This window comes from Kineococcus sp. TRM81007 (genome assembly GCF_022669155.1).
In the GTDB taxonomy this organism is placed as follows: Bacteria; Actinomycetota; Actinomycetes; order Actinomycetales; family Kineococcaceae; genus Kineococcus.
This window is the reverse complement of record NZ_JALBVB010000052.1, coordinates 71255-79180: the sequence shown is the minus strand read 5'-3', so window position 1 is coordinate 79180 and position 7926 is coordinate 71255. Positions and strand designations below refer to the sequence as shown.

Below are 7926 nucleotides of genomic sequence, written 5' to 3'. Positions count from 1 at the left end.
CGCGGGTGAGGGTCGCCCACGCCGGTGGCGCCTGGTACCCGAACTCGGAGCAGAAGCGCGGGAGGGAGAGCCGGGGGCGGGGGGCGGGTGGGCTCAGCGGCCGCGGACGAGGCGGCGCAGGCGCGCCACGCGCTCGCGCAGCTGCGCCTCGAAGCCGCGGTCGGTGGGCGCGTAGTAGTCCTTGCCGACGAGCCCGTCGGGGGCGTACTGCTGCGCGGCCACCCCGGCGGGCACGTCGTGGGTGTAGACGTACCCCCCGCCGTGCCCCAGCCGCTTCGCCCCGGAGTAGTGCGCGTCGCGCAGGTGCGCGGGCACGGGCCCCGCCATCCCCGCCCGCACGTCCGCGATCGCCGCGTTCACACCGTTGTAGACGGCGTTGGACTTCGGCGCGGTGGCGTTGTGCACGACCGCCTGCGCCAGCACGATGCGGGCCTCGGGCATCCCGATCTGCGCCACGGCGTGCATCGCGGCCACGGCGGTCTGCAGCGCCGAGGGGTCGGCCATGCCGACGTCCTCGGCGGCGGCGATGACGATGCGCCGGGCGATGAAGCGGGGGTCCTCCCCCGCCTCCACCATGCGCGCCAGGTAGTGCAGGGCGGCGTCCACGTCCGAGCCGCGCATCGACTTGATGAACGCGCTGACCACGTCGTAGTGCTGGTCGCCGGCGCGGTCGTAGCGCACCGCCGCGCGGTCCAGCGCCCGCTCGGCGTGCTCCAGCGCCACCACCGGGCGCGCGCCCTGCGCCACCGGGGCGTCGAAGGCGGCACCCGCCGCGGCCTCCAGCGCGGTCAGCGCGCGCCGCGCGTCGCCGTCGGCCACGCGCACCAGGTGCTCCAGCGCCTCCGCGCTCAGCTCCACCTCCCCGGCCAGGCCGCGCGGGTCGGCGAGCGCCGCACGCAGCAGGCCGCGCACGTCGTCGTCCTCCAGCGGGCGCAGCGTCAGCAGCAGCGAGCGCGACAGCAGCGGGGTGATCACGGAGAAGTTGGGGTTCTCCGTCGTGGCCGCGACCAGCACCACCCAGCGGTTCTCCACGGCCGGCAGCAGGGCGTCCTGCTGGGCCTTGGTGAAGCGGTGGATCTCGTCGAGGAACAGCACGGTCTGCCGGCGGTGCAGGTCGCGGTGCTCGCGGGCCTCGTCCACCACGCGGCGCACGTCCTTCACGCCGGCGGTGACCGCCGACAGCTCCGCGAAGCGCCGTCCGCCGGAGCGGGCGATGACGTGCGCCAGCGTGGTCTTGCCGGTGCCGGGCGGTCCCCACAGCACCACCGAGGCGGGGCCGGCGCGACCCAGGTCGCCCTCGGTGGCCAGCCGGCGCAGCGGGGAACCGGGCCCCAGCAGGTGCTGCTGGCCCACGACCTCCTCCACGCCGCGCGGGCGCATCCGCACCGCGAGCGGTGCGCCGGCCAGCACGGCGGGGCCGGTGCCGGCGGGAGCCGGGTCGCCGCCGGGCTCGGCGTCGGTGGAGAACAGGTCGGCCACGGCCCGAACGCTAACCCCCTGCGGCGACCGGCCGGGGCGCGCGGGTGCCGGCCGCCTCCTGAGCGCCGGCGCTGGGCCGTGCGGGTGAACGTCCCCGGGCCGCACAGGTTCTTCTCAGCCTTTCCCCTGATGCGTCGCAGTCGGGGCACCGACGATGGGGGCATGACCGCCACCACCACCCGCAGCGACCTGCAGCGCCCCGACGGCAGCCCGCTGCGCGTGCTCGTCGTCGACGACGAGTCCACCCTGTCCGAGCTGCTCAGCATGGCGCTGCGCTACGAGGGCTGGGACGTGCGCACCGCCGCCGACGGCCTGGAGGCCGTGCGCACCGCCCGCACCTTCCGGCCCGACGCGGTCGTGCTGGACATCATGCTCCCGGACATCGACGGCCTGGAGGTCCTGCGCCGGCTGCGCGCGGACTCCACCGAGGTGCCGGTGCTGTTCCTGACCGCCAAGGACGCGGTGGAGGACCGGGTGGCGGGCCTGACGGCCGGCGGCGACGACTACGTCACCAAGCCGTTCAGCCTGGAGGAGGTCGTGGCCCGCCTGCGCAGCCTGGTGCGCCGCTCCGGCCTGGCCGCCGCCAAGCAGGAGCCGGTGCTCAGCGTGGGCGACCTGGTGCTGGACGAGGACAGCCACGAGGTGTTCCGGGGCGGTGAGGAGGTCAAGCTGACGGCCACGGAGTTCGAGCTGCTGCGCTTCCTGATGCGCAACCCGCGCCGGGTGCTGTCCAAGGCGCAGATCCTGGACCGGGTGTGGAACTACGACTTCGGCGGGCAGGCGAACATCGTGGAGCTGTACGTCTCCTACCTGCGCCGCAAGATCGACGCCGGCCGCTCCCCCATGATCCACACCGTGCGCGGCGCCGGGTACGTCCTCAAGCCGGCCGTCGACCCGGCCGCCTGAGCGGCGCACCGGACGTGACGCACCGCACCGGCAGCGCGAGGGCGGACCGGTGAGGTTCCCGCTGCGCCGCCCGCAGACGCTGCGCGGGCGCCTCATCGCGACGGTCACCTCACTGCTGGTGGCGGTGGGGCTGGTGATCGGCGTGGTGACCACGTACGCGCTGAGCGAGCAGCTGGTGGACCAGGTCGACGGTCAGCTCGCCGAGTCGGTGGAGCTGGCCCAGCGCTCCGAGTTCGGCGGGCGGGGCGGCCCGCCCCCGGACGAGGAGGAGGCCAGCGCCTGCCCCTCGGGCACGCGGCCCGCCTTCGTGGGCCCCGGGCAGGTGGACGGGACCCTGGGTGCGCGCTTCGCCGGCGGTCAGCTGGTGGCGGGGCAGTCGGGGGTCATCGACACCAGCAGCACCGGCAGCCAGGAGTGCGCCGTGGCGCTGAGCGACGCGCAGGCCGAGGTGCTGCGCCAGGTGGAGCTGGGCGGCGCCCGCACCGTGGAGCTGCCCGGGCTGGGGACCTACCGCGTGGTGGCGGCGACCCTGCCCACGGGTGCGCTGCAGGTCACCGGGGTACCGCTGACGGGTGTGGAGACGACCCTGTGGACGGTGGTCGGAGTGGAGGCCGCCGTGATCCTGCTGGGCGTGGCCGCCGCCGCGGTCACCGGCACCGTCCTGGTGCGCCGCGACCTGGCCCCGCTGCAGCGGGTGGCGGCCACCGCCGCGCGCGTGTCCGAGCTGGAGCTGGACCGCGGGGAGGTGGACCTGGAGCAGCGCGTGCCCGAGGCCGACACCGACGAGCGCACCGAGGTGGGGCGGGTCGGCTCGGCGCTGAACCGCCTGCTGGACCACGTCGGCTCCGCGCTGAGAGCCCGGCACGCCTCCGAGCAGCGGGTGCGCCAGTTCGTCGCCGACGCCAGCCACGAGCTGCGCACCCCGCTGGCGGCGATCCGCGGCTACGCCGAACTGGCCCGCCGCAACCGCGAGAGCGTGCCGGCGGACGTGGCGCACGCGCTGCGCCGCGTGGAGTCCGAGGCGGTGCGCATGACCGGCCTGGTGGAGGACCTGCTGCTGCTGGCTCGCCTGGACTCCGGGCGGCCGCTGGAGCGCGAGAGCGTCGACCTGACGATGACCGTGCTGGACGCGGTCAGCGACGCGCGGGTGGCGGGCCCCGAGCACACCTGGCGCCTGGACCTGCCGGAGGAGGCCGTGGAGGTCCCCGGCGACGCGGCCCGGCTGCACCAGGTGCTGGTGAACCTGCTGGCCAACGCCCGCAGCCACACCCCACCGGGCACGACGGTCACCGTCCACCTCGCCGCCGACCCCGCCCCCGGCGGCGCGGGACGAGTGCACCTGGACGTCGTCGACGACGGGCCGGGCATCGCACCGGACCTGCTGCCCCACGTCTTCGAGCGGTTCGCCCGCGGGGACTCCTCCCGCTCCCGCGCCGCCGGCAGCACCGGCCTGGGCCTGGCCATCGTGCAGGCCGTCGTGGCGTCCCACCACGGCGAGGTCGCGGTCGACTCCCGCCCCGGGCGCACCGCGTTCCGGGTGAGCCTGCCGGCGGTGGGAGCCGCACCTCCCGCCCCGGCCGGCTGACCGGGCGCACGCTCAGGGAAGGCACAGGGAACCGGCAGGGCGGCCCGATCGCCGCCACAGCGACGCCACAGGGACGCGGAGCACTCTGCTGCCATGACGACGAACCTGACCGCCACCGCCGCCCGCACCACCCGCCGATCCGTGCGCAGCGCAGCGCTGCACCGCCGGGCGCTGGCCGCCGGCCTCATCGCCGGCGTCTCCTCCGTCGGCCTGGCCGTGACCACGGCGGGCACCGCCTCCGCCGCACCGGTCACCACGGTCGACGCCGGTGCGCGCGTGCCCGTCGCCGCACCGGCCGTGGTGACCTCCCCGGCCGCGCTGCCGGTGGAGCCGACCGGCACGGGCGCCGGGCGCGGCACGTACGTGGTCACCGTCTCGCTCTGACCCCCGGGCCGGGCCCACCGGGGGCCGGGCGCCCGGTGGCCGGCCGCCCCCGGGCCGCCAGCGCCGCGGCCAGCGCGACGAGGGCGGCGCCCATCAGCCAGCCGCCGAGGACGTCGGTGGGCCAGTGCGCACCCAGCCAGACGCGGTCGACGCCGATGAGCAGCAGCACCAGCGCCCCCGCCGCGGCGCGCAGCGCGAGCCGTGCCCGCGAGCGCGCCGGCGGCAGCAGGAGCACGAGCGCGCCGAGCACCACGGTGGCGGCGGCGAAGGAGTGCCCGGAGGGGAACGCCCCGCCGTCGGAGCCGGTCAGCCCGGCGTCCAGCGCGGGGCGGGTCCGCCCGACGAGGGCCTTCAGCACCGGTGAGGCCACGGCCGCGACAGCACCGGCGAGCAGCGCCCACAGCGCCTGGCGCCGCCGGCCGGAGCGGGCGCAGGCCGCGACGCCGACCAGGGCCGCCAGGTACAGCCACACCGGCTCGGTGACGTGCTCGACCACCTGGGCCGCTCGCGTCAGGCCCGGGGAGTCCACGGCCGCGGCGACCGCGGCGCGCGAGAGCGGCACGTCCACGCTCGCGGTCGCCCCCGAGGCGACGGCCGCGGTGAGCGCGGCGGCCGCGGCCGCGCACGCCGCGGCCGCGAGCGCCGGGCCCCGAGGGGAGCGCTCAGGCACCTGGCTGCTTGCGCTCCTCGGGCTTCGCGTCGACCCCGGCCTCCTTGCGCTGCTGCGCGGTGATCGGCGCGGGCGCCGCGGTCAGCGGGTCGTACCCGCCGCCGGACTTGGGGAAGGCGATGACCTCGCGGATGGAGTCCGCACCGGCCAGCAGCGCCACGACGCGGTCCCACCCGAGCGCGATGCCGCCGTGCGGCGGGGCGCCGTAGGAGAACGCGTCGAGCAGGAACCCGAACTTCTCCCGCGCGCTCGCCTCGTCGATGCCCATGACCGCGAACACGCGCTCCTGGACGTCGCGGCGGTGGATGCGGATCGAGCCGCCACCGATCTCGTTGCCGTTGCAGACGATGTCGTAGGCGTTCGTCAGCGCCGAGCCGGGGTCGGTGTCGAAGGTGTCGAGGTGCTCGGGCTTCGGCGCGGTGAACGCGTGGTGCACCGCGTTCCAAGCGCCGCCGCCGATGGACACGTCGTCGTCCTCGGCGGCCGGCTTGAACATGGGCGCGTCGACCACCCAGAGGAAGGACCAGGCGTTCTCGTCGATCGCGCCGATCCGCCGGGCGATCTCGCCGCGGGCGGCGCCGAGCAGCGCGCGCGAGGGGTTCACCGCACCGGCGGCGAAGAAGACGCAGTCGCCGGGCTGCGCGCCGACGTGCGCGGCGATCCCGGCGCGCTCGGTGTCGGAGAGGTTCTTCGCGACGGGGCCGGACAGCTCACCGTCCTCGCCGACGAGGACGTAGGCCAGCCCGCGGGCGCCGCGCTGCTTGGCCCACTCCTGCCAGGCGTCGAGGGTCTTGCGGGGCTGGGAGGCGCCGCCGGGCATGACGACGGCCCCGACGTAGGGGGCCTGGAAGACCCGGAAGGCGGTGTCGGCGAAGAACTCGGTGCACTCGACGAGCTCGATGCCGAACCGCAGGTCCGGCTTGTCGGACCCGTAGCGGCGCATGGCCTCCTCGTAGGTCATGCGCGGCAGGGGCAGCTGCACGTCGTGACCGATGAGCTTCCACAGCGCGGCGACGATCCGCTCGCCGAGGGCGATGACGTCGTCCTGGTCGACGAAGCTCATCTCGATGTCGAGCTGGGTGAACTCAGGCTGCCGGTCGGCGCGGAAGTCCTCGTCGCGGTAGCAGCGGGCGATCTGGTAGTAGCGCTCCACGCCGCCGACCATGAGCAGCTGCTTGAACAGCTGGGGGCTCTGCGGCAGCGCGTACCAGGAGCCGGGGGCCAGGCGCGCGGGCACCAGGAAGTCGCGGGCGCCCTCGGGGGTGGACCGGGTCAGCGTGGGGGTCTCGACCTCGGTGAAGCCGTCGGCGTCGAGCACCTCGCGGGCGGCCTTGTTGGCGGCGCTGCGCAGGCGCAGGGCGCGCGCGGGCCCGCTGCGGCGCAGGTCCAGGTAGCGGTGCTTCAGCCGCGCCTCCTCGCCGACGTTGAGGGTGTCGTCGATCTGGAACGGCAGCGGGGCGGCCTCGCTGAGGACCTCCAGCTCGGCCGTGTCGACCTCGACCGCACCGGTGGGGATGGCCGGGTTCTCGTTGCCCTCCGGGCGCAGCCGGACCTCGCCGGTGATCCGCACGCAGTACTCGTTGCGCAGCTCGTGGGCGCCGCCGGCGTCGAGGATCTCGTCGCGCGCGACGACCTGCACGACGCCCGAGGCGTCGCGCAGGTCGAGGAAGGCCACCCCGCCGTGATCGCGCCGCCGCGCCACCCAGCCGGTGAGCGTGACGGTCTGGCCTGCGTGGCCGGCGCGCAGCGCGCCGGCCTCGTGGGTGCGGAGCACGGGGGTTCCTCTCGTCGTCCGTGCGCGGTGGTGCGCGACGACGATCCTACGGACGTGCCCGGCGCGGCGGCTCGGCGCGGGGCCGGGCGGTCGGCGGGCGGCGCCGACCCCGGCGCCGGCGAGCTCGGCGGCCACGACGGCGGCGGCGCCGGCGTGGTCGGCGACGGAGCCGTCGTCGTGGAAGGCGAGCCCGTCGGTGCGGGTGCTGAGCACGTGGTGCGCACCGGCCACGTCCCGGCGCAGCGCGGCAGTCGGCGGCGGCCTCGCGCACGCTCCGCGCGCGGGCGGAGGCTGCTCCACGGCTCGTCGGATGCCCCTGCCGCTTCGACCGCGCCCGGTGCGCCCTGAACGGGCCGGGCCGCGGCGACCGGGTGGAACGGGCGACGTACCGTCACCGGCGGGGTGCTCGCGGCGGGTCGGCCGACGTGTCGGGAGCGTGCGCGAGGGTGGCGCCGTGACCCGATCCGCGCCGCGCCGGCCCGCTCCGCCCTCCCCCGACCTGCCGGCCCCGGCCGACGCGGTGCGCTCCGCCCGTGCGCCGGACGCGGGGGCGCCGCACGACGACCTCCTGCTGGAGGGCGTGGACCTGTCGGGGGCGGACGTCACCGACGCGCGGTTCCTGGGGTGCCGGCTGCTCGGCTGCCGCGGCGACGACCTGGTGCTGACGGGTGCGCGGTTCGTGGACTGCGTGGTCGCCGGCCTGGCGGCGACGGCGCTGACGCTGCGCGCGTCGTCCTGGCGCGAGTGCGCGCTGGAGCAGCTGCGGGTGGGGGCGCTGTCGGCGCCGGGAGCCTCGCTGACCCGGGTGGCGGTCGCGGGCGCGCGGGTCGACTTCGCGGACCTGCGCGAGTCGGAGCTGACGGACGTGACGTTCACCGGCTGCGACCTGCGCGACGTGGACGCCACCGGGGCCCGCTGGACGCGCGTGCGGTTCGAGGACTGCCGGGTGGGGGCGCTGGAGCTGTCCTCGGCGCGGCTGGCGGACGTGGACGTCTCCACGAGCGAGCTGGACGGCGTCAGCGGCGTGGCGGGGCTGCGCGGCGCGGTCGTCAGCGAGGTGCAGCTGCTGCGCCTGGCGCCGCTGCTGGCGGCGCACCTGGGGATCGCGGTCGCCGGCTGAGCGTGCGG

General features: G+C 76.6%; 7 protein-coding genes. 4 read left to right on the top strand and 3 right to left on the bottom strand.

Annotation, left to right across the window (positions count from 1 at the left end; all coding sequences use genetic code 11):
• Positions 1-93: 93 nt before the first annotated feature.
• A complete protein-coding gene (locus tag MN205_RS10915; RefSeq protein ID WP_242127129.1) occupies positions 94-1479 on the bottom strand; it encodes a replication-associated recombination protein A in 1386 nt (461 codons plus the stop codon).
• A 162-nt stretch (positions 1480-1641) separates the two neighbouring features.
• Between MN205_RS10915 and MN205_RS10910 the strand changes: the two genes are divergently transcribed.
• From MN205_RS10910 to MN205_RS10900, 3 genes are all read left to right on the top strand, one after another.
• On the top strand, positions 1642-2385 hold the full coding sequence (locus MN205_RS10910) for a response regulator transcription factor (protein ID WP_305037200.1): 744 nt from the start codon (positions 1642-1644) through the stop codon (positions 2383-2385).
• Positions 2386-2434: 49 nt separating this feature from the next.
• Positions 2435-3970 carry a cell wall metabolism sensor histidine kinase WalK gene (locus MN205_RS21245; protein WP_242127127.1) on the top strand — a complete coding sequence of 512 codons (1536 nt, stop codon included), beginning with the start codon at positions 2435-2437 and terminating at the stop codon, positions 3968-3970.
• Between the two features lie 93 nt (positions 3971-4063).
• A complete protein-coding gene (locus MN205_RS10900) occupies positions 4064-4354 on the top strand; it encodes a hypothetical protein (protein ID WP_242127125.1) in 291 nt (96 codons plus the stop codon).
• Here the strand turns inward: MN205_RS10900 and MN205_RS21845 are convergent.
• The gene (locus tag MN205_RS21845) at positions 4338-5024 is read right to left on the bottom strand and encodes a phosphatase PAP2 family protein (protein ID WP_242127123.1); all 687 of its coding nucleotides are present in this window, start codon (positions 5022-5024) and stop codon (positions 4338-4340) included. The two genes, MN205_RS10900 and MN205_RS21845, sit on opposite strands and share 17 nt — an antisense overlap.
• Positions 5017-6798 (bottom strand): aspartate--tRNA ligase, encoded by a 1782-nt coding sequence (gene aspS / locus MN205_RS10890; RefSeq protein WP_374115912.1) that lies wholly within the window; start codon positions 6796-6798, stop codon positions 5017-5019. The genes MN205_RS21845 and aspS overlap by 8 nt, the downstream gene beginning before the upstream one ends.
• Before the next feature lie 454 nt (positions 6799-7252).
• Here aspS and MN205_RS10885 point away from each other — a divergent pair, with 454 nt between their 5' ends.
• Positions 7253-7918, top strand: coding sequence for a pentapeptide repeat-containing protein (locus tag MN205_RS10885; protein ID WP_242127119.1), 666 nt, complete (start codon positions 7253-7255; stop codon positions 7916-7918).
• Positions 7919-7926 lie beyond the last annotated feature (8 nt).

What these genes read in the sequence shown, in the direction of transcription:
- MN205_RS10910 (WP_305037200.1), top strand. Translation starts at nt 1,642, where the DNA reads ATGACCGCCACCACCACCCGCAGCGACCTGCAGCGCCCCGACGGCAGC.
- MN205_RS10900 (WP_242127125.1), top strand. Translation starts at nt 4,064, where the DNA reads ATGACGACGAACCTGACCGCCACCGCCGCCCGCACCACCCGCCGATCC.